Source organism: Streptomyces sp. NPDC091271 (assembly GCF_044757505.1).
GTDB lineage: Bacteria > Actinomycetota > Actinomycetes > Streptomycetales > Streptomycetaceae > Streptomyces.
The window spans coordinates 121,054-140,301 of sequence record NZ_JBIVVD010000010.1; the positions used below are offsets into that span (position 1 = coordinate 121,054).

A 19,248-nucleotide genomic window follows, 5' to 3' on the forward strand; every position below is an offset into this window, starting at 1 on the left:
CGTCTCTGTTGTCGGGGACGGTCGGCAGCCCGCGCCGGGGCGGGGAGTCCGGCTGCAGCACCGGCGGGCCGTCACGCCGGCCCTCCGGTCCACGCCGCGTCGGTCTCCTGGGCGACGGCTGCCACGTCGGCCATCACCTCCAGGACGCCGGGGAGTTCGGAGCCGTCCAGGTGGCGGTACTCGCTCCCGATGGTCACCACGAGCCGCTCGGACAGGCCGAGCTCCGGGTACCGGCCCTCGGCGATCACCCGGCGGGCAGCCTCGACCGCGGGCACTCCCGCCGCATGGAGGGCGTGGGCGCGGTCGCGTACGTACGCGAGGTAGTCCATGTGCCCCCGCACACCGGCAGGGGCGAGCACCGGCCCGTGCCCCGGCACGATCACCTCGGCGCCGGTGGCCAGGACGCGTTCGCAGGCGTCGATCACGTTGTCCAGGGGCCCCGCCCAGTGCACCGGGTGGTCCCCGGGCTGCCGAGGGGTGGAGGAGAAGATGACGTCTCCGCTGAACACCGCGCGCTGCGCGGGCAGATATACGATCAGGTCACCCCCCGTGTGCGCGGGCGGCAGGGACGACACCTGGACCGTGTACTCCCCCAGGGTCAGTTCGAGCTCTCCGGTGAAGTAGGTCGTCGGAGACACCACGTCGGTGACCGACCAGTCGAAGACACCGAAGTGACGGCCGAGATACGCGCCGAGGGGGGTGGACGGATCACTTCCGGTCACCAGGGCGTGCTGCTGCTGCGGGGTGGGGTCGTAGTGGATGTGCTCCCGGGCCTCGCGGGTCGCGATGATCTCCGCGTCCGGAAGCACTCCGGCGCCCCAGAAGTGGTCGCCGTTGGCGTGGGTGACGATCACACGGTCGATCCCCACCCCGTCGGGGAGCCGTTTCTGGCTCTCCACCAGGAACTGACCGGCCATCATCGTGTCGTACGGGGTGTCGATCCACAGCCCCCCGCGCGGCGACACGAGCAGGCCGCAGTTGGCCAGACCCCAGCCCCGCTTCGGCGGCAGCCAGGCGTACAGACCCCTGCCGAGGTCCACGACTTCCCCACCCGTGATCGACATGGGCTGATTATGCCGACCGCATTCCGGCCGCGCGTTCGAACTCGGCCAACGCACGGGTCCGATGACGTGAAATCGCCCCTTGACGGGGCCTCCCGCCTCCGTCCGGTGACCGTCCGGGGTGGCCGAGAAGCAGCCCTACGGGGCGTTTCCGCCCGATGTACGGGATGCCGACAGCGGAGGTCGCGCCATGCGACCGATACCCACACAGCCTCGACGGAACCGGATCGGGTCGGCCACCCACCGAGCATGGCCGAAAACCGACCCTGCTCGGGTTACGGAGGCGTGAACACTTTGCTTGTTCTTGCTCGATTGGCCCATGTAACATGCAGAATTGAACACGCGGGCGTCGATTTCACACAGCCCCGTCCCACCAGGTGCGAGCAGCAGTGGAAGCGGAGTGCGGACATGTCGCATGTCGAGACCGAGACAGCCGGCCAGCCCGAGTGCTGGCGCCGTGCCGCGGAGGTCGCGGCCGGCCGGAAGGCGGCCCTGCCCGCCGCCGGTGAGCGCATCGCCGTCGTCGGGTGCGGAACGTCGTATTACATGGCGCAGGCGTACGCCTCGCTCCGCGAGAATTCCGGGCAGGGCGAGTCGGACGCGTACGCCGCCTCGGAGTTCCCCTTCGGCCGCACGTACGACCGGGTCGTCGCGCTGACGCGGTCGGGGACGACCACGGAGGTCCTCGGCCTGCTGACGCGGCTGCGGGGCGCCACGCGGACCGTCGCCGTCACCGCCGACCCGCGGACCCCGGTGATGGCCGCGGCCGACGATGTGGTCGTCCTCGACTTCGCCGACGAACGGTCCGTCGTCCAGACGAGGTTCGCGACGACCGCGCTCACACTGTTCCGCGCCCACCTCGGACTGCACACCGAGGCCGTCGTGCGGGACGCGGAGACCGCGCTGGCGGAGCCGCTGCCCGAAGGGCTCCTGGAATGCGCCCAGTTCAGCTTCCTGGGGCAGGGGTGGACGGTAGGGATCGCCAACGAGGCGGCGCTCAAGATGAAGGAGGCGTCCCTGTCCTGGACGGAGTCGTACCCGGCGATGGAGTACCGCCACGGCCCCATCAGCATCGCCACGACCGGGACCGCGACCTGGATGTTCGGCGCCGCTCCGGAGGGACTGCGGGAGCAGGTTCTGGCGACCGGGGCCCACTGGGTGGAGAGCGGACTCGACCCGCTGGCCGACCTGGTCCGGGTCCAGCGGCTGGCGATCGCCCTGGCGGCGGCCCGTGGCCTCGACCCCGACCTGCCGCGCCACCTGACCCGGTCGGTGGTGCTCGGCACGGCTCAGGGGGCCTGACGGCTCCACGGCATGCCTGAGCACCGGTCCGGTCGTCCGGACCGGTGCTCAGGTGTACCCCGAAGAGGTCAGGCCTCTTCGAAGTAGGCGTCCAGCGCCTCGTCGAGCTCCGCCGTCCACCCCTTGAGGTCGCCCCGGGATCCGGCCTCGACCTCGGCGTTGAACCACCGGCGGCTCGACAGGTGGACCGTCACGGTGAACCGGCGCCCGAAGCGGCCGGTCCTGACCTCGACCGCGCCGATCTCGGTCCAGTCGAACTCCGCCTCCTGGTCGTCGAGGCGGAAGCGGACGCCGTCCGCGTCCACCCTGATGGATCCGCGCCGGTCACTGACCTCGAAGACGGGGCCGTCCGCGTCGGCGGCACTCTTGCCGGTTACGGCCTCGGCCCCCGGAGCCGTCCCGCCGGCCGGGGCCTCGTCGTCGTCCCCGGCCGTGCCGTCGGAGGTCGCGTCGTCCACGGCGGTGCCGCCGGGGGCGGCCACGGGTTCGTCCACGGCCCCCTCGGCGAGCACGTCCGCAGTCCCGGCCTCCCTGGCCTCCTCGGCCTCCTCGGGCTTCTGGGACGCCGTCTTCTCCGCTTCCGCTTCCCCCTCCGTCCGCGCGGGGGCAGGGGCCGTCAGGCCGGGGATGTACGCCGGGTCTGTCCCCGCGGCGAACTCGGGCTTGGTGTTCGAATCTATGCGCTGCTCCACGGCGGGCAGTATGGACGACGAACCTGTACGTGACCAGTCACCCGTGCCCCGCCCGGCCTGTCGGCGACTCCTCCGCCGCCGTGACGCCGACAGCGCGGGCCCGGGGCCCGATCGACAGCGCGGGCCCCGGGCCCGATCGGCGCCGGAAACGGACGACGGGTGGTGCGGGTTCCGCCGAACCCGCACCACCCGTCACTTCTGTCCCTCTGTCACACGCCCGTGCGTCAGCGGTCCCGTCTCAGCGAGGCTCAGTAGGCCCCGAAGACGTTGTCGATCGAGCCGTACCTGTCCGCGGCGTAGTTGCACGCGGCCGTGATGTTGGCGACCGGGTCGTAGCTGTCCATCGACGTACCGGGCACGTGGTAGGCCTGGAAGGTCGGGTCGATGACCTGGAGCAGACCCTTGGACGGGACGCCGTTGATCGCGTTGATGTCCCAGTTGTTGATGGCCTGGGGGTTGCCCGCGGACTCACGGATGATGTTCCGGTGGATGCCCTCGTAGCTGCCGGGGATGCCGTGCTCGGCCATGACGGCGAGCGACTCCTTGATCCAGCCGTCGAGGTCGTTCGTGTACGAGACCTGCTCGGCGGCCGGAGCGGCCTCGGCGGCGGGAGCGCCCTCCGCGGCGGTGGGGGTGCTCGTGCGCTCCGAACGGTCGGCGCGGTCGGCGCCCTCCGCGGCACGGTCGGAAGAGGCGGAGGCCTTGGATTCGGCCTTGTCGCCCTTGTCCGCCGACTTGTTCTCGGCCTTGCCGCCGAGGGTCAGCTTCAGACCCGGGTGAATCAGGTCGGGGTTTGAGCCGACAACCTTCTCGTTGTCCTCGTACAGGGCCTTCCAGCCCCCGTTCACGGAATGCTCGCGTGCGATCTTTGCAAGGGTGTCACCCAAGATCACTGAATAGGTGGCGGACTCGGACTTCTGCGCGGCAATTCCCTTGCCGGACACGGAAGTCGACGTCGCAGCCTTTTCCACGGCGACCGGCTGGGCCGGGGCCGCGAAGGCGCCGGTCGCACCGATCACGGGGAGGGCCAGGGCGGCTCCGCCCGTGCTCACGGCGATGATGCCGCGGGTGAGCGAACTGGTCCTGAAACGACGGTGCTTACCGTTTTCGGGCATGCTGAATTCCTCTCCGTCGCCTGCGAAGTGAGCTGTCGGGTTCGAGCTGGAGATGCCCGGCCGCACGCGAATGCGACTTCACCCCGAGCCGCTCCGGAAACCGGATCGGCGCTTACTTGGGTCCCCCGCTCCTGCCGTACGAGAAGTGGTCGGGTAACCGGACGGCGGCAGGATTCGGCGTTCCGCCCGGAGTGATGGTGACCGTAGGCGAGAAATAGGGAAAGGAACAAGCCTGGCGCGATGATCACAATTCATTCGCAAGATCAATTCTCACGAATTCATGTAATCCACCCCACAGCGCGTCGCTCGATTCTCTTGGCGCAGAAGGGAACCGACTGCCGCACCCCTGCGTCCGGGGCCCATGAAGTGACCCTGGTCACGGAGTCCGATTCGGGCGATTTGCGCCCGCGCGAAGGCCCCAGGTCACACGAAATGGCCTTTTATGGATTACAGGATTAATTCTAAAAAACTACCTCAAATCGGGCATAAGACTCACAGCTGAGACCCAGGCGCATACCGAGGGCGCCCGCGTGGAACCGATCCGCCTATGACTGAAAGCCCTCTCGCCTCGGCGCCCCGGATCACCGTCCTGCCCGTCCAGCCCGGAAATCCCCCCTTCCGGATCGTGGAGATCGACGGAGAGGTGATCGGAAGCGCGACCGCGATGACCGATGTGCTGATCGCCGCCGCGGCGGCCGGCATTCCGGTCCACGACCTCGACGACCCGGCCGTCATCCGGTGGGTGGGCGGCGGCAAGCTCACCTGGAGGCCGCACTGAGCGGGGCGGCGAGGGAGGCGGGTGGGAGGGAGGGGTTCGCTGTCGGCGGGCCGGGTGCCCGGCGGAGGCGCGCAGGTCGCGTCACCGGCCTGCGAGAGGCTCGCATATGCAGGGCTAATCACGTAGATACCTTGCAAATGCGAGCTTTTAAAACATATTGTGCAGCGCATGCAGACCTACACCATCGGGCAGGCGGCACGTCTTCTCGGCGTGAGCCCCGACACCGCCCGCCGCTGGGCGGACGCCGGCCGGGTAGCGACCCATCGCGACGAGGGCGGGCGCCGCCTCATCGACGGCCGCGATCTGGCCGCGTTCTCGATCGAGGTCGGTCAGGCCTCCCCCGGCGAGGAGGAGGTCTCCTACACCTCGGCGCGCAACGCCTTCCCCGGCATCGTCACCGCGGTGAAGCTGGGTGACGTAGCGGCCCAGGTCGAGATCCAGGCCGGCCCGCACCGCCTCGTCTCGCTGCTGACCCGGGAAGCCGTGGAGGAACTGGGACTCGAGGTCGGCATGCAGGCCACGGCCCGCGTGAAGTCGACCAGCGTGCACATCGACCGCACCTGACGCGGCATCTGCCGTCCGGGAGCGGAGGTGTCCCCCAGGAGGCGGGCGGCGGGAAGGCGACCGTAGCCGGGAGTCTGTCAGCCCATCAGTCCGGCGGCGAGGGTCGCACCCAGTTCCCAGCACGCCTCCGTGTCGGCCTTGCCCGGCTCACCGGTGACGGTCACAGCGTCCGCCGTACGACGCCATCCGAGACCCGTGGTGATCGTCTCGATGCCCCGTACGGCGCCGGTGACGTCGTTGCCGCCGTGCACGTAGTAGCCGAAGGGCCGGCCCTTCGTCCCGTCCAGGCACGGGTAGTAGACCTGGTCGAAGAAGTGTTTCAGGGCGCCGGACATGTACCCGAGGTTCGCCGGGGTGCCGAGGAGGTAGCCGTCGGCCGCGAGTACATCGGAAGCCGTGGCGGAGAGCGCCGCGCGTCGCACGACCCGGACGCCTTCGATGTCCTCCGTCGTCGCACCGGAGACCACCGCCTCGAACAGCGCCTGGCAGTTGGGCGAGGGGGTGTGATGCACGATCAGCAGAGTGGCCACGCCCCCGAACCTACCCGCTCACCGATACCCGCGCCCTGCCGAGGGACGCGGGGGCCGGCGGCGCGGACGCCCTCTCAGCCGGCGGCGCGGAAGCCGCGCAGCCGGAGGCTGTTGCCGACGACGAAGACCGACGAGAACGCCATGGCGGCCCCGGCGATCATGGGGTTGAGCAGGCCGGCGGCGGCGAGCGGGAGGGCCGCCACGTTGTAGGCGAAGGCCCAGAACAGGTTCGAGCGGATCGTGCCCAGTGTCCTGCGGGAGAGCCGGATCGCGTCGGCGGCAACCCGCAGGTCCCCGCGTACGAGAGTCAGGTCGCCCGCCTCGATGGCGGCGTCCGTGCCCGTCCCCATGGACAGGCCCAGGTCCGCCTGGGCGAGCGCGGCCGCGTCGTTGACCCCGTCGCCGACCATGGCGACGCTGCGTCCTTCCGCCTGGAGCCTCTTGACGACTTCGACCTTGTCCTGAGGCATCACCTCGGCGATGACCTCGTCGATCCCGACTTCGGCCGCGACGGATGCGGCGACCGCCTTGTTGTCACCGGTCAGCAGGACAGGGGTCAGCCCGAGGTCGCGCAGCCGCCGGACCGCTTCGGCGCTGGTCTCCTTGACGGCGTCGGCGACCTCCAGGACCGCACGCGCCTCGCCGTCCCAGGCCACCGCGATCACGGTCCGCCCGTCCTGCTCGGCCGAGTCCTTGGCCTTCCTGAGCTCTTCGGGAAGCTGGATGGACCAGTCGGCCAGCAGCTTCTCGCGGCCGACGAGAACCGCGTGGCCCTCGACGACGCCCTGCACACCGAGGCCGGGGACGTTGGTGAAGTCCTCGGGGTTGGGCAGCGTGCCCACGGCCCCGGCGGCGCCCTCGGTGACGGCCCGGGCGATCGGGTGTTCGGAGGAGTGCTCCAGTGCGCCCCCGAGGCGCAGCACTTCGGCCTCGTCCGTGGAGGCGGCCACGTGGACCTTCAGCAGCGTCATGCGGCCTGTGGTGACGGTGCCCGTCTTGTCGAGCAGGATCGTGTCGGCCCTGCGGGTGTTCTCCAGGACCTCCGGCCCCTTGATCAGGATGCCGAGCTGGGCCCCGCGGCCTGTGCCGACGAGCAGTGCGGTGGGCGTGGCCAGGCCCAGTGCGCAGGGGCAGGCGATGATCAGTACGGAGACGGCCGCCGTGAAGGCCGCGGTGAGTCCGGCGCCCGAGCCGAGCCAGAAGCCGAGCGTGGCGAGCGCCAGCCCGATGACGACCGGCACGAAGACCGCGGAGATCCTGTCGGCCAGGCGCTGGGCGGAGGCCTTGCCGCTCTGGGCCTCTTCCACGAGCTCGGCCATCCGGGCCAGCTGGGTGTCGGCACCGACCCTGGTGGCCTCGACGACCAGGCGGCCGCCGGCGTTGAGGGTCGCCCCGGTGACGGAGTCACCGGTGGAGACCTCGACGGGCACCGACTCGCCGGTGAGCATCGAGACGTCGACCGCGGAGGAGCCCTCGACCACGGTCCCGTCCGTGGCGATCTTCTCGCCGGGGCGGACCAGGAAGCGGTCCCCCACGTGCAGACCGGCCGTGGGCAGGGTGAACTCCCGGCCCTCGCGCAGCACGGTGACTTCCTTGGCACCCAGCTCCATGAGCGCCTTGAGGGCGGCGCCCGCCTTGCGCTTCGAGCGGGCCTCGAAATACCGGCCGGCCAGGATGAAGGCCGTGACACCGGCGGCGGCCTCCAGGTAGATGTTCCCCGCTCCGTCGCCACGGCTGATCGTGAATTCGAATGGATGCGTCATGCCCGGCATCCCGGCGGTTCCGAAGAAGAGCGCCCACAGCGACCAGAGGAACGCCGCCGACGTACCGACCGAGATCAGGGTGTCCATGGTGGCCGCACCGTGCCGGGCGTTGGTCCAGGCCGCGCGGTGGAAGGGCCAGGCCGCGTAGGTGACGACCGGGGCGGCCAGCGTGAGGGACAACCACTGCCAGTACTCGAACTGGAGAGCCGGGATCATGGCCATCGCGACGACCGGCGCGGCGAGCAGTACCGCGGTGACGAGCCGCTGGCGCAAGGATCGCAGCTCGCCGTCGGCGCGCTCGCCCTCGCCCCGGCCGGCGGGCACGTCGAGGTCGCCGGGCCCGGGGAGGGGCGGGGCCGGGCGCCGGGCGGTGTAGCCGGTGGCCTCGACCGTGGCGATCAGGTCGTCGACCGAGATGTCCTCGGCGAAGGCGACTCTGGCCTTCTCCGTGGCGTAGTTGACCGTGGCCTCGACCCCCTCCATACGGTTGAGCTTCTTCTCGATCCGCGCCGCGCACGAGGCACAGGTCATGCCGCCGATGGCGAGCTCGACCCGGTCGGCGCCGGTAGTGGCTGAAGTCATTTACTGCTCCTCGTCCGAACGGGACCCAGTATACCCCTCATGGGTATCTTCCTCTTCGGCCAGGTATACCCCCCACCCGTATCCATGGCAAGCCTCCGCAGGGTCGCTTGCAGATACCCCCCAAGGGTATACGGTGGAAGGCGTCGGACCGTCGCGAGCCCTCCACGCAGAAGGCAACAGGAGCAGTCATGAACCCCGCCGCGAAGATCACCGCGTTCACTGCCGCACTCGCCGCGTCATTCGGCGCCGCATACGGCATCGGAACCGTCACGGACCCAGGGGCCGGCAACACCGAGCCGGCCGGTCACACGGAGAGTGCGGCGCCGCACGCCGAGGGCAACCGCGCCGGGCCTCCCGCCGGGGGTCTCCAGATCTCCGAGGGCGGTTACACGCTCGACCTCAGGACCCCGCGCGTGGAGGCGGAACAGCGGAGCGAGCTGCGCTTCGCCGTTCTCGACCGGTCAGGCAGGCCGGTCACCGACTTCCAGCGTGAACACGATAAGGAGATGCATCTGATCCTCGCCTCCCGCGACCTGGCGACCTACCGCCACCTCCACCCCACGCGGGCGGCCGACGGCACGTGGAGCACCCCCGTGGATCTGCCCGCCGCCGGCGACTACCGGGTCTTCGCAGATTTCACGACCGCCGGCAGGAACGCCGCGGACCTGACCCTGGGCGCGGATCTGGCCGTGTCCGGGCCGTACAAGGCGGCGGAGCTCCCGAAGCCCGCCCTGACGGCCGAGGTCGACGGTTACACGGTCTCCCTGAACGGCACCCTGCGCCCCGACGTTCCGGAGCACCTCACCTTCACGGTACGGAAGGACGGCCGGCCCGTCACCGATCTGCAGCCCTATCTGGGCGCGTACGGGCATCTCGTCGCCCTGCGCGCCGGTGACCTCGCCTATCTCCATGTGCACCCCGACGGGGAGCCCGGAGACGGATCCACCGAAGCCGGGCCGGACGTCTCGTTCACCGCGACGGCGACCGGTTCCGCCGCCTACCGGCTGTTCCTGGACTTCAAGCACGACGGCACCGTACGGACGGCGGCCTTCACCGTCCCGTCCGGAGTGGCGGCGGACAACCCCCGTCCGGCCACGCCTTCGGACGGGCACGACGACAGCACCTCGGACGGGCAGGAGGACGGGGGCCACGGCCACTGACGTACGGCGGCTGCCGCGGCGGCTTCCCGGTCCCCCTCAGAGCTCCACGCCCCCCAGCCACCCGTCCTGCCCGTCGGCCAGGGGCCGCCGCAACGGAAGGGCCTCGAACCGGCAGGCGAAGGTGAGGCCGGCGTCCACGCCGTCACCCCGCACCCGGTGGACCCACGCGCCGGGCGTGTCCCCCGCCGCCCGCAGCAGGAAGAACGTGGTCCGGCGCGGCTGCCGCGTCTGCGGGTGCGGCCTCTCGTCGACGGCTATCGGCCGGATCACGCAGGCGGTCAGCAGGCCGGTCTCCTCGGCGACCTCCCGCAGAACGGCGCGGGACAGCTCCTCGCCCGGCTCGACTCCCCCCGCGGGGACCTGGGTTCCTGCGTCAGCCATGCCGACGTGGTCGAACACCAGGAGCTCCGCACTCTCGCGACGACGGATCACATAAGCGGCGACACGGATCCGTGGCCTGCTCACCCCTGCCCCATTCCTCTCGGCCGACGCACGTCCCGCTACAGCGACGTGAGCCGGGCCAGCGTCTGCTCCAGCTCCTCGCGGAGGGTGCGGCCTGCCGCGTCGCCGTCCCCCCGCGCGACTGCGTCCACCAGCGAGGCGTGGCCCTCGTCACCGTGGTTCGGGTCCCCGGAGCGCAGTTCGAGCAGTTCGAGCATGTCGATCAACCCCTTGCGCAGCGTGGGGACGAATTCGGTGAACAGCGCCGAGAGTACGGGGTTGTGTGCCGCCGCGACCACGGCCGCGTGCAGGGCGATGTCCGCGTCGACGAACGCGGTGTCGCCCGCGTCGGCGGCGGCGCGGCGGCCGGCCAGGGCGGCGATGAGGGCGGCGACGTCGTCGTCCGTCCGGCGTCGTCCGGCCAGTCGCGCGGCTTCGACCTCGATGCCGATGCGGACCTCGTAGACGTCGGTGACGGCCGCGCGGCGCAGTCGTGCGGCCCAGTCCTCCTCGGGCTCGGCCGCGATGACGAAGACACCCGCCCCCTGTCTCGCCTGCACCAGCCCCGCCCCCGCGAGAGCGCGCAGCGCCTCACGGACCGTGGAACGCCCCACACCCAGGGAGGCTGCCAGGCTCGTCTCACCAGGGAGCTTCGTCCCCACCGGCCAGGCGCCCGTGCTGATCTGCTCGCGCAGATGCTCGGTGGCCTGCTCGACCAAGGGCGAGGGTCTCAGGGGTCCCAGCGGCATGTGAGGTCACTTCCCGATCGACACCTCAGGTTGTCTGAGGAGTTCATTCCAGCTACTGTACCCGGCATGCCGCTGACCGAGCTCCTTCTCCTCGTCCGCCGCTGCGGGGCCTGACACGACCGACCGGCCCCCCGCAGCGGGTGTCGGGCTGTGCCGGTCATCTCATGGCCGTCCGAAAGCAGTTCTCCCGCGATGACTTCCTTTTCCGGCACTCCGTCTCCCTCCGGGACCACGGCGTTCCCCACCCTGCGCATTCCGCGCGGTAACCTCCCGGCGGACGCACCGGCCTGGAATCCCCAGCGCCCGAGCGCGATGCCCCACCACCGCTACCGCCCGGCTCACGACCGGGTGGCGCTGCCCCTGACGGACCGCGCCTGGCCCTCGCGCCGGCTCGAGCGCGCTCCCCTGTGGGTGCCCGTCGACCTGCGCGACGGCAATCAGGCGCTGGCCGAGCCCATGGACACCGAGCGCAAGCGCCGCTTGTTCGATCTCCTGGTCACCATGGGCTTCAAGGAGATCGAGGTCGGCTACCCGTCCGCCAGCCGGACCGACTTCGACTTCGTACGCCACCTCGCCGCGAGCGGTGCGGTGCCCGACGACGTGACGATCTCCGTGTTCACGCCGGCCCGCGAGGACCTGATCGACCGGACCGTCGACTCCGTCGAAGGGCTCCCCCGCACCCTGATCCACCTCTACACCGCCACCGCGCCCGTGTGGCGGGACGTCGTCCTGGGCCGGTCCCGCGCCGAGGTCCGCGCGCTGATCAGGGACGCCGCCACGCATCTGATGCGCCGCGTGGAGGAACGGCCGGGCGCCGACGTCCGGTTCGAGTTCTCCCCCGAGGTCTTCAACCTCACCGAGCCGGACTTCGTCCTGGAGATCTGCGACGGACTCACCGAGCTGTGGGAGGCGAGCCCCGACCGGCCGGTGATCCACAACCTGCCGGCGACGGTGGAGATCGCCACGCCGAACGTGTACGCCGACCAGATCGAGTACATGCACCGTCATCTGGCGCGCCGCGACTCCGTGATCCTCTCCGTGCACCCGCACAACGACCGGGGCACCGGCGTCGCCTGCGCCGAACTCGCCGTGCTGGCGGGCGCCCAGAGGGTGGAGGGCTGTCTGTTCGGCAACGGCGAGCGCACCGGGAACGTCGACCTGGTGACTCTGGCCCTCAATCTCTACGCGCAGGGCGTCGACCCGATGATCGACTTCTCCGACATCGACACGGTCCGCGACGTGGTGGAGCACTGCAACCGGCTCCCGGTCCACCCCAGGCACCCCTACGGCGGTGAACTCGCGCACACGGCGTTCTCCGGCACCCACCAGGACGCCATCGCCAAGGGCATGGCCCACCACGCGAAGCAGGCAGCCGAGTCCGGGGTGAGCGCCGGGGAGGCTCCCTGGCAGGTGCCGTACCTGCCCATCGACCCGGGTGACATCGGCCGTACGTACGAGGAGGTCATCCGCATCAACTCCCAGTCCGGGAAGGGAGGAATCGCGCATCTGCTCCGCACCCACCACGGGCTGGACCTGCCACAGGCGATGCGTCCGGACTTCTCGCGTACGGTGCAGGACGTCACGGACGGCTCCGGGCGCGAGCTCTCCCCCAAGGAGCTGTGGGACCTCTTCCGCACCACCTACATCGCCCCCGCGCAGGACGGCCCGCTCACGCTGGAGTCCTGGACCACCTCGGAGACCGGGCCCGGTGAGCACGAGTTCACCTGCGAGCTGCGCGCCGACGGGAGGATCCGCTCCTGCCGGGGCACCGGAAACGGCCCGCTCTCCGCCCTGACGGACGCCCTGCGTTCGGCCGGTGTCACGGTCGACGTCCTGGGCTACGCCGAGCACTCCACCTCCACGGGACCGGGCAGCCCTGCCGTCGCCTACGCCGAGTGCCGCGTGGGCGGGGTCACCTGCTGGGGATCCGGCTGGGACACCTCGGTCCTGGCCGCCTCCGTCCACGCGGTCATGGCCGCCGTCAACCGCACCGGAGCACAGACCCGATGACCGACACCACCCCCGTCCTCCGTGTCCACGACGTGGACCTCGTACGCGACGGGAACCCCATCCTGAGCGAGGTGTCGCTGACCGTACGGGCGGGTGAGCACTGGGCCCTGCTCGGCGCGAACGGCGCCGGCAAGAGCACGCTCCTCAGCCTCCTCGGAGCGCTGGCGCACCCCACCCGGGGCACGGTCGAGGTCCTGGGACACGAGCTGGGGCGCGTCGACCTGCGCCAGTTGCGCACGTACGTCGGCCATGTCGACCCTCGCCACGCGCTGCGCTCACCGCTGAAGGTCAGGGACGTCGTCCTGACGGGCCTGACCAACAGCGTCGAGCCGGTGCCCCGTTGGCGCCCGACGGCGGAACAGCTGGCCCTGGCCGACAGCCTCACCGGCCTGCTCGGCCTCGCCGGACGGCGCGAGGCGAGGTGGCCGACCCTGTCCCAGGGCGAACGGGGGCGCGCGCTGATCGCGCGGGCGCTCATGCCGCGGCCGCGGCTGCTGCTCCTGGACGAACCGGCGACGGGGCTGGACGTCGCGGGCCGTGAGCAGCTGATCGAACGGATCGACACCCTTCAGCAGAGCTCGCCGGAGCTCGCGTCGGTCCTGGTCACGCACCACCTGGAGGAGCTTCCTCCCGGCACGACGCATGTGATGCTGCTGCGTGACGGGCGGTGCCTGGCGTCGGGCCCCGCCGACGAGGTGCTGACCAGCGATCAGATCAGCAAGTGCTTCGACCACCCGGTCCACCTGACCCGCTACGAGGGCCGGTGGAGCGTGCGGACGAGCCGCCGGGCCGGCTGAGGCCCGGCGGCCCACCGGGTGAAGCGCTCCCCCGGGAGCGCTTCACCCTCGTGCCCGGCGTCGGTGTTTCAGCCGGCCGCTGCGACGGCGTGCCTGACGAAGCGTCGGACGGCCGGCGTCGTACGCTCCCGCGGCCAGACCAGGCGCAGGGGCACGGCCGGCCCGTCCTCCAGGAGGATCCCGACGGTTCCCTCGGGCGCACCTGCGCCGTCCGCCGGCGGGGCCGCGAGCGCGACGGCCTGCCCGAGCCGGACCACCGCCAGCATCTGCAGGCCGTCGCTCACCTGGGGCCCCTGCGTGCCCGGCAGTCCGTCCGGCCAGAGGCCCGGGTCGTCGAGCTGGGCACCCGGGCCCCGCCAGCCGAGCAGTGGTTCGCCTGCGAGGTCGGCGATCGTCAGGGTCTTTCGGTCCGCCAGCCGGTGCCGGGCCCCCATCAGCACGCTGACGCTTTCGTGGCGGAGCACCGCGCTGTCCAGTCCGTGCCCGGGCAGGGCGGCGCGCAGGAGCGCGATGTCCGCCTGCCCCGACCGCAACCGGTCGAGCTGGTCGTCGATCGTGCCGACGGTCATCCGGGCCGGATGCCGCGGACCGGTCTCGTTGTACGCCCGGATCATGCCGTCCAGCAGAGCCGCGTCACAGCCGGGGCCGGTCACCGTCACCGAGGTCCGCTGCTCGGCCGCCAGGCGTACCCGCGAGGTGACGTTCCCCGCCTGGGCCAGCAGCGACCTGCCCTCTTCGAGCATCGCGTGACCGGCGGCGGTGGGTGTGACGCCCTTCGGTGTACGCAGCAGCAAGGTGGTGCCCACGGTCCTCTCCAGGGCCAGGATCGCCCGGGACAGTGCGGGCTGTGTCATCGACAGCCTCTGTGCGGCGCGGGTGAAGTTGCCCTCCTCCGCCACAGCGATGAAGTAGTGGACCTGCCGGATCTCCACATCACCCATGCGCACATCCTCCCACCTGTGGCCATGCCGCCGCTGCATCGGGCCATGCCGGACCGGAACTTCCATGATCGGCGCGTGGCCTGTCTGCTGGAGGCAGGGACGGGGCTCACCCGTCCACGGACGACGCGGCGAATGGGAGCACGGAATGACTGAGCACACCCCGAAGGCAGTGGTGACGGCCGGCACCGGCGGCATAGGTCTGGAGATCGCCGTGGGGCTGGCACGGCAAGGATGGGACGTCACTCTCGTCGCCCGCGACCCGGCCCGGGGAGAGGCGGCGGTGGCCCGTGTCGACGAGGCCGCCGGGCGCGGCGCGGGGCGTTTCGTCCGCGCGGATCTGTCGTCGCTCGCCGAGACCCGGCGGCTCGGGGAGCGCCTCGCCGGGGAAGGCGCCCTGGACCTCCTGGTGAACAACGTGGGCGGCATGTGGACGGAGCGGTGGGAGAGCCCCGAGGGCATCGAGGCGAGCATCGCACTGAACCACCTCTCGCCCTACGTCCTCACCGAGGCGCTTCTCGGCGCCCTCGCCGCCGCGGCCCCGAGCCGCATCGTGAACGTCACGTCGAGCGCCATCGCCGCGGCCGAGACCGTGTTCGACGACGCCGAACCGGCCGGCCCCCACTACGGTCTGGCCACCACGGGGCGGGCCAAGCTGGCCCACCTCGCGCACTCCATGGAGCTGGCCGGGCGTCTGAGGCCCCGAGGCATCTCGGTGCTCGCGGCCGACCCCGGGGCCGCCGCGACCGACAACGCCGCGCTCATGACCATCGACATCCTGCCGCCGGCGCTGCGTCCCCATTGGGAGCAGATCCTGAAGGGCGTCTCGGCTCCGGTCACGTCGGCCGCGAAGGGCCCCCTGGCCGCCGCCACCGATCCTGCCCTGGAAGGACGGACCGGCCTGGTCGTCGGGCCGGACGGAACCGTGGACGAGACCCTCCTGGCGTTCGTCACACCTGAACTCACCGCGGCCGTGCGCAGGTGGACGGCGGGACTCCTGTCGACGGCACGCGCGTCCTGAGGGAGCGGCGCCCTACCGCACCAGGCAGGGCCGCTTGGCGTCGAAGGTCCAGCCGGGTACGAGGTACTGCATGGCCTCGGCGTCGTCCCGCGCTCCCAGCGCCTCCTTCCGGTAGAGCTCGTGGGCCGCGAGGAGGCGGTCCATGTCGAGTTCGATCCCCAGGCCGGGGGCGTCGGGGACGGCGATCTCGCCACCGGCGATACGCGGCGGTTCGACGGTGAGCCGCTCCAGCCCCTCCTGCCAGATCCAGTGCGTGTCGAGGGCGTTGTACTCACCCGGGGCGGCGGCGCCGCAGTGCGTGATCATGGCGAGCGAGATGTCGAAGTGGTTGTTGGAGTGGCAGCCCCAGGTCAGGCCCATCGCGTTGCAGAGCTGAGCCACCCGCACGGAGCCCTGCATGGTCCAGAAGTGCGGGTCCGCCAGCGGGATGGACACCGACTGGAGGGCCAGGGCATGGGTCAGCTGCCGCCAGTCGGTGGCGATCATGTTGGTCGCGGTCGGAAGACCCGTGGCGCGGCGGAACTCGGCGAGGACCTCACGCCCCGAGTAGCCGTCCTCCGCCCCGCAGGGGTCCTCGGCGTAAGCGAGCGTGCCCACCAGCGGGGTGCACAGCTCGACCGCCTCGCGGAGGGACCAGGCACCGTTCGGGTCCAGGGTGATCCGCGCCTCGGGGAAGCGGTCCTTGAGCGCGCGTACGGCCCGGACCTCCTCCGCGCCGGCGAGGACTCCGCCCTTGAGCTTGAAGTCCCTGAAGCCGTACAGGTCGTAGGCGGCCTCGGCCTGGCGGACGATCGCCTCGGGCGTGAGGGCCTCCTCGTGCCGGATGCGGTACCAGTCGACCTCGGAGCCGGGCTCGCGAACGTACTCCAGCTCGGTGCGGTCCGGGTCGCCGACGTAGAAGAGGTAGCCCAGCACCCGTACGGAGTCACGCTGCTGACCGTCGCCCAGCAGCGCCGCGACGGGCACGTCGAGGTGCTGGCCCAGCAGGTCGAGCAGCGCCGACTCGACCGCCGTGACGGCGTGCACGGTGGTCCGCAGGTCGAAGGTCTGCGCGCCTCGTCCGCCCGCGTCGCGGTCCGCGAACCGGCTCCCGATCTCCCGCAGGACGCGCTTGTGGTCACCCACCTTCGCGCCGACGACGAGCGACTCGGAATCCCGCAGGGTCCGGGTGATCTTCTCTCCACCGGGCACCTCCCCCAGTCCCGTCCGGCCCTCGGAGTCCTTGAGGACGACGATGTTGCGGGTGAAGAAGGGGCCGTGGGCGCCGGAGAGGTTCAGCTCCATGCAGTCGCGGCCCGCGACGGGATAGACGGCGAAGTGGGTGACGGTCGGCTGGTTCATGCTGGTCCGTTTCCTTGGGTACGGGAGGGGGGTTCGTGGCGGGGCGTTCAGAGGCCGATGACGTCGAGGGCCCACTCGGCTGCCAGGACACCGCCGAGGCCAAGGACCGCGAGCACCGTCGTGTAGCCGGTACGGACCTTGATGGCCTGGATGACCGAGAGGTTGAAGTACTCCTTGAACAGCCAGAATCCGGGGTCGTTGACATGGGAGAAGGCGATCGATCCGCACGAGACCGCGAGCACCATCATCTCGGGGTGGACGCCGCTGCCCGCGAGGAGCGGCAGCACCACGCCGGAGGCGGTGACCACGGCGACCGTCGCCGAGCCGAGCGCGATGCGGAGGATGGCTGCGATCAGCCAGGCCAGGATGATCGGTGAGACGGCCCAGTGCTCGGTGACGTCCTTGATGTAGTCGGATATCCCGCCTTCGACGAGGACGTTCTTGAAGGCACCGCCCGCGCCGATGACCAGGAGGATCATCGCCATGGCCTGGGCCGCCGAGGCGCAGGAGGCGCTGACGTCGGCCAGGCTGCGGCCGATCCGCGGTCCGAACGCCCAGGCCGCGAGGAGGAGGGCCAGCAGCAGCGCGACCGGTGCCGAGCCGATGAAGGCGACGCCGTGCAGGAAGGCACTCTCGCCGGATGTGAGCATGTCGGTGACGGCCGCCCCGGCGATCAGCACCACCGGGAAGAGGGCCACGAAGAGCGACCAGCCCATGCCGGGCATCTCCTCGTCGGTGAACTCGCGCTCACTGACCAGGCCCTTGGGTATGGAGGGGTTCATCGCCCTGACGAACGGCAGCCGCGGCCACAGCAGCGCGATGAGCGCACCGGCCGGTACGGCGATGAAGAGGCCGTAGAAGAGGGTGTGGCCCACGGAGGCGTGGAAGGTCGCCGCCACGGCGGTGGGGCCGGGGTGCGGCGGCAGGAAGCTGTGCATGGTGGACAGCGAGATCGACATCGGCAGGCCCACCCACAGCAGGTTCACGCCGGTGACCCTGACGAGCGTGAACGCGATGGGCACGATGATGATGAAGGCGACCTCGTAGAACATCGTCACGCCGATGAGCATGGACGTGACCACCATGGCCAGCTGGACCCCGCGCGGCCCGAAGGCGTCGAGCAGCTTGCCCGCGATCCGCTGGGCGGCTCCGGAGTCGCCCATGACCCGGCCGACCATGGCGCCCAGGCCGATCGTGAGCATGGTGTCGCCGATCTGGTCCCCGATGCCGGCCGAGAGGACGTCCGGGATCTCGACCGCCGGGATTCCCTGGACCAGCGCTACGCCGACCGCCACGAGCAGGAGTGCGGCGAAGCCGTTGAGTTTCATGCGGGTCATCAGGAGCAGCAGCACCAGAACGCTGATCCCGACCACGAGGAGCGGCATGTCAGTTCCCCTTTGAACTGTCGGACTGTCGGGCTGTGGAACCTCCGGCCTGCGGAAGCTCCCCCGGCGGCGCCGCCGACGTGGGGCACGCCTTCGGTGACCGCAACTCATCCCTGTATGCAGATGACGTACATGTATGAGAACGGAGGTTAGGCGTGTGAACGCGACGCGGTCAATGGGCGCGACCACGCGGATTTAGGATGTGGACATGCCGGAGAACAACGGGGTACGCGGGGTGAAGTCGGCGTCCCGCACCGTCGCACTGCTCGAACTCCTCGCCGCCCGGGGCGACCGGCCGGCCCGCCTGGACGAACTCGCCGAGGAACTCGGCGTACCGCGCAGCAGCATGTACCAACTGCTGCGGACCCTCATCGACTGCGGCTGGGTGCGCACCGACACCACCGGCTCCCTCTACGGCATCGGCATCCGCGCCCTGCACACGGGGACGAGTTACCTGGACAGCGACCCGCATGTGCGCGCGGCCCGCCCCTGCCTGGAGGAGGCCGCGGAAGCGCTCGGCGAGACGATCCATCTGGCCCGCCTCGACGGCACCAACGTCGTCTATCTCGCGACGCGCGAGTCCCACGAGTACCCGCGCACCATCAGCCGGGTCGGCCGCCGGATCCCGGCCCATGCCGGAGCGCTCGGCAAGGCCCTGCTCGCCGAGCGCCCCGACCACCGGCTACCACTCCCCGACGGCCCCCTGACGGCCCGTACGGAGAACACGCACACCGAGCGCTCCACGCTGGTCGCCGACCTCGCCGGTGTGCGCGAGCGCGGCTACTCCATCGACCGCGAGGAGACGGTGGCGGGCATCGCCGGCTTCGGCTTCGCCCTCCGGTACGACTCTCCGGCCATCGACGCCATCAGCTGCTCGGTGCCGGTGACGCGGCTCAGCGAGGAGCACGAGACCCGGGTGGTGGCGGTCATGCGGGAGATCCGGACGAAGATCGAGAGTGTCCTGTCCCCCGCGTCCGGCGCCCCCGACTGGCGTTGACCGGCGGTCGTCCGAGGGCGCC

At 70.9% G+C, this 19,248-nt stretch carries 18 protein-coding genes and 1 riboswitch; of the genes, 8 read left to right on the forward strand and 10 right to left on the reverse strand.

What is annotated here, in order from left to right:
* Positions 1-71 precede the first annotated feature (71 nt).
* A complete protein-coding gene (locus ACIQM3_RS34515) occupies positions 72-1,064 on the reverse strand; it encodes an MBL fold metallo-hydrolase (protein ID WP_401631523.1) in 993 nt (330 codons plus the stop codon).
* A gap of 405 nt (positions 1,065-1,469) precedes the next feature.
* Between ACIQM3_RS34515 and ACIQM3_RS34520 the strand changes: the two genes are divergently transcribed.
* Positions 1,470-2,363, forward strand: a complete 894-nt coding sequence (locus tag ACIQM3_RS34520; protein WP_401631526.1) for an SIS domain-containing protein — start codon at positions 1,470-1,472, stop codon at positions 2,361-2,363.
* Positions 2,364-2,431: 68 nt separating this feature from the next.
* Here the strand turns inward: ACIQM3_RS34520 and ACIQM3_RS34525 are convergent, their stop codons facing one another.
* Together ACIQM3_RS34525 and ACIQM3_RS34530 are read right to left on the reverse strand one after the other, a co-directional pair.
* Complete coding sequence (locus tag ACIQM3_RS34525) at positions 2,432-3,055, reverse strand: hypothetical protein (protein ID WP_401631529.1); 624 nt, start codon at positions 3,053-3,055, stop codon at positions 2,432-2,434.
* A 248-nt stretch (positions 3,056-3,303) separates the two neighbouring features.
* Positions 3,304-4,170: a transglycosylase SLT domain-containing protein gene (locus tag ACIQM3_RS34530; RefSeq protein WP_401631532.1), complete on the reverse strand. Its 867-nt coding sequence runs from the start codon at positions 4,168-4,170 to the stop codon at positions 3,304-3,306.
* 4 nt (positions 4,171-4,174) lie between these two features.
* Positions 4,175-4,360: riboswitch (cyclic di-AMP (ydaO/yuaA leader) on the reverse strand.
* 357 nt (positions 4,361-4,717) lie between these two features.
* On the opposite strand from ACIQM3_RS34530, the gene ACIQM3_RS34535 reads away from it, so the two are divergent.
* Positions 4,718-4,948 carry a hypothetical protein gene (locus tag ACIQM3_RS34535; protein ID WP_401631535.1) on the forward strand — a complete coding sequence of 77 codons (231 nt, stop codon included), beginning with the start codon at positions 4,718-4,720 and terminating at the stop codon, positions 4,946-4,948.
* A 168-nt stretch (positions 4,949-5,116) separates the two neighbouring features.
* Positions 5,117-5,512 carry a molybdopterin-binding protein gene (locus ACIQM3_RS34540; protein WP_401631537.1) on the forward strand — a complete coding sequence of 132 codons (396 nt, stop codon included), beginning with the start codon at positions 5,117-5,119 and terminating at the stop codon, positions 5,510-5,512.
* A 77-nt stretch (positions 5,513-5,589) separates the two neighbouring features.
* On the opposite strand, the gene ACIQM3_RS34545 is transcribed toward ACIQM3_RS34540, so the two are convergent.
* Together ACIQM3_RS34545 and ACIQM3_RS34550 are read right to left on the reverse strand one after the other, a co-directional pair.
* On the reverse strand, positions 5,590-6,042 hold the full coding sequence (locus ACIQM3_RS34545) for a flavodoxin family protein (protein ID WP_401631539.1): 453 nt from the start codon (positions 6,040-6,042) through the stop codon (positions 5,590-5,592).
* 74 nt (positions 6,043-6,116) lie between these two features.
* A complete protein-coding gene (locus ACIQM3_RS34550) occupies positions 6,117-8,387 on the reverse strand; it encodes a heavy metal translocating P-type ATPase (RefSeq protein WP_401631541.1) in 2,271 nt (756 codons plus the stop codon).
* Between the two features lie 188 nt (positions 8,388-8,575).
* Between ACIQM3_RS34550 and ACIQM3_RS34555 the strand changes: the two genes are divergently transcribed.
* Positions 8,576-9,547 (forward strand): hypothetical protein, encoded by a 972-nt coding sequence (locus ACIQM3_RS34555; protein ID WP_401631543.1) that lies wholly within the window; start codon positions 8,576-8,578, stop codon positions 9,545-9,547.
* A gap of 36 nt (positions 9,548-9,583) precedes the next feature.
* Here the strand turns inward: ACIQM3_RS34555 and ACIQM3_RS34560 are convergent, their stop codons facing one another.
* Together ACIQM3_RS34560 and ACIQM3_RS34565 are read right to left on the reverse strand one after the other, a co-directional pair.
* A complete protein-coding gene (locus ACIQM3_RS34560; protein ID WP_401631546.1) occupies positions 9,584-10,012 on the reverse strand; it encodes an NUDIX domain-containing protein in 429 nt (142 codons plus the stop codon).
* A 35-nt stretch (positions 10,013-10,047) separates the two neighbouring features.
* The gene (locus tag ACIQM3_RS34565; protein WP_401631548.1) at positions 10,048-10,737 is read right to left on the reverse strand and encodes a FadR/GntR family transcriptional regulator; all 690 of its coding nucleotides are present in this window, start codon (positions 10,735-10,737) and stop codon (positions 10,048-10,050) included.
* A 192-nt stretch (positions 10,738-10,929) separates the two neighbouring features.
* Between ACIQM3_RS34565 and leuA the strand changes: the two genes are divergently transcribed.
* Together leuA and ACIQM3_RS34575 are read left to right on the forward strand one after the other, a co-directional pair.
* Positions 10,930-12,747 (forward strand): 2-isopropylmalate synthase, encoded by a 1,818-nt coding sequence (gene leuA, locus ACIQM3_RS34570; RefSeq protein WP_401631551.1) that lies wholly within the window; start codon positions 10,930-10,932, stop codon positions 12,745-12,747.
* Complete coding sequence (locus ACIQM3_RS34575; protein WP_401631553.1) at positions 12,744-13,544, forward strand: ABC transporter ATP-binding protein; 801 nt, start codon at positions 12,744-12,746, stop codon at positions 13,542-13,544. Before leuA ends, ACIQM3_RS34575 begins: the two co-directional genes overlap by 4 nt.
* 68 nt (positions 13,545-13,612) lie before the next feature.
* Here the strand turns inward: ACIQM3_RS34575 and ACIQM3_RS34580 are convergent, their stop codons facing one another.
* Positions 13,613-14,485: a LysR family transcriptional regulator gene (locus ACIQM3_RS34580; RefSeq protein WP_401631555.1), complete on the reverse strand. Its 873-nt coding sequence runs from the start codon at positions 14,483-14,485 to the stop codon at positions 13,613-13,615.
* A gap of 145 nt (positions 14,486-14,630) precedes the next feature.
* Between ACIQM3_RS34580 and ACIQM3_RS34585 the strand changes: the two genes are divergently transcribed.
* Entirely contained in the window at positions 14,631-15,503 is an 873-nt protein-coding gene (locus ACIQM3_RS34585; protein ID WP_401631558.1) for an SDR family NAD(P)-dependent oxidoreductase, read from the forward strand.
* 12 nt (positions 15,504-15,515) lie between these two features.
* On the opposite strand, the gene ACIQM3_RS34590 is transcribed toward ACIQM3_RS34585, so the two are convergent.
* Both ACIQM3_RS34590 and ACIQM3_RS34595 read right to left on the reverse strand, forming a co-directional pair.
* Positions 15,516-16,844 carry an enolase C-terminal domain-like protein gene (locus ACIQM3_RS34590; RefSeq protein WP_401631559.1) on the reverse strand — a complete coding sequence of 443 codons (1,329 nt, stop codon included), beginning with the start codon at positions 16,842-16,844 and terminating at the stop codon, positions 15,516-15,518.
* Between the two features lie 47 nt (positions 16,845-16,891).
* Entirely contained in the window at positions 16,892-18,229 is a 1,338-nt protein-coding gene (locus ACIQM3_RS34595) for a gluconate:H+ symporter (RefSeq protein ID WP_401631561.1), read from the reverse strand.
* A 208-nt stretch (positions 18,230-18,437) separates the two neighbouring features.
* Between ACIQM3_RS34595 and ACIQM3_RS34600 the strand changes: the two genes are divergently transcribed.
* Positions 18,438-19,226, forward strand: a complete 789-nt coding sequence (locus ACIQM3_RS34600; protein ID WP_401631563.1) for an IclR family transcriptional regulator — start codon at positions 18,438-18,440, stop codon at positions 19,224-19,226.
* Positions 19,227-19,248: the final 22 nt, after the last annotated feature.

Coding starts and splice junctions, on each gene's coding strand:
- ACIQM3_RS34515 (WP_401631523.1), bottom strand. CDS start 1,064: ATGTCGATCACGGGTGGGGAAGTCGTGGACCTCGGCAGGGGTCTGTAC.
- ACIQM3_RS34520 (WP_401631526.1), top strand. CDS start 1,470: ATGTCGCATGTCGAGACCGAGACAGCCGGCCAGCCCGAGTGCTGGCGC.
- ACIQM3_RS34530 (WP_401631532.1), bottom strand. CDS start 4,170: ATGCCCGAAAACGGTAAGCACCGTCGTTTCAGGACCAGTTCGCTCACC.
- ACIQM3_RS34535 (WP_401631535.1), top strand. CDS start 4,718: ATGACTGAAAGCCCTCTCGCCTCGGCGCCCCGGATCACCGTCCTGCCC.
- ACIQM3_RS34540 (WP_401631537.1), top strand. CDS start 5,117: ATGCAGACCTACACCATCGGGCAGGCGGCACGTCTTCTCGGCGTGAGC.
- ACIQM3_RS34550 (WP_401631541.1), bottom strand. CDS start 8,387: ATGACTTCAGCCACTACCGGCGCCGACCGGGTCGAGCTCGCCATCGGC.
- ACIQM3_RS34555 (WP_401631543.1), top strand. CDS start 8,576: ATGAACCCCGCCGCGAAGATCACCGCGTTCACTGCCGCACTCGCCGCG.
- ACIQM3_RS34565 (WP_401631548.1), bottom strand. CDS start 10,737: ATGCCGCTGGGACCCCTGAGACCCTCGCCCTTGGTCGAGCAGGCCACC.
- leuA (WP_401631551.1), top strand. CDS start 10,930: ATGACTTCCTTTTCCGGCACTCCGTCTCCCTCCGGGACCACGGCGTTC.
- ACIQM3_RS34575 (WP_401631553.1), top strand. CDS start 12,744: ATGACCGACACCACCCCCGTCCTCCGTGTCCACGACGTGGACCTCGTA.
- ACIQM3_RS34580 (WP_401631555.1), bottom strand. CDS start 14,485: ATGGGTGATGTGGAGATCCGGCAGGTCCACTACTTCATCGCTGTGGCG.
- ACIQM3_RS34585 (WP_401631558.1), top strand. CDS start 14,631: ATGACTGAGCACACCCCGAAGGCAGTGGTGACGGCCGGCACCGGCGGC.
- ACIQM3_RS34590 (WP_401631559.1), bottom strand. CDS start 16,844: ATGAACCAGCCGACCGTCACCCACTTCGCCGTCTATCCCGTCGCGGGC.
- ACIQM3_RS34595 (WP_401631561.1), bottom strand. CDS start 18,229: ATGCCGCTCCTCGTGGTCGGGATCAGCGTTCTGGTGCTGCTGCTCCTG.
- ACIQM3_RS34600 (WP_401631563.1), top strand. CDS start 18,438: ATGCCGGAGAACAACGGGGTACGCGGGGTGAAGTCGGCGTCCCGCACC.